General features: G+C 42.5%; 1 protein-coding gene. It reads right to left on the bottom strand.

Annotated features, from left to right (window positions below):
- Positions 1 to 378: transposase (locus tag CIK04_RS31790; RefSeq protein WP_142994992.1), on the bottom strand; the 378-nt coding region annotated here is incomplete at its 3' end.
- Between the last annotated feature and the right edge of the window lie 94 nt (positions 379 to 472).

The following is a 472-nucleotide window of genomic DNA, read 5'->3' on the forward strand; positions in this document are numbered from 1 at the left end:
GATAAAAATACGTTCGAACACATCCGTGCCATTAAAGCGACGAATGCGGTTTTGGCTTAGAGTAGAAGCGTGGATGACTTTCTCTGTTAATGACATCCGTAAGAACCAACGGTAAGCGACATTCACTTCAATTTCTTTAACGAGCTGACGCTCACTTTTTATACCAAAGATATAACCAAGCAAGATGATTTTGAAGAGACGAACAGGGTCAACAGGTGGACGCCCATTATCTTTACAATAAAGATGAGCGACTTCATCACGAATGAATTCAAAGTCGATAGCATTATCGATTTTGCGCACTAAATGGTCTTTAGGAACTAACTGTTCCATCGTCACCATTTCCAGTTCGTATTGTTGCGGGGTGGGTTCTTGAAGCATATCGGAGTATCCATATTTCGATACCCCTATTAGATCAAAGGTCTAGCTCGAAAGCTAGACCTTTGTCAGCAGTCTGAGGCMGCTTATGCGGCCT

The organism is Vibrio sp. 03_296 (assembly GCF_002265885.1).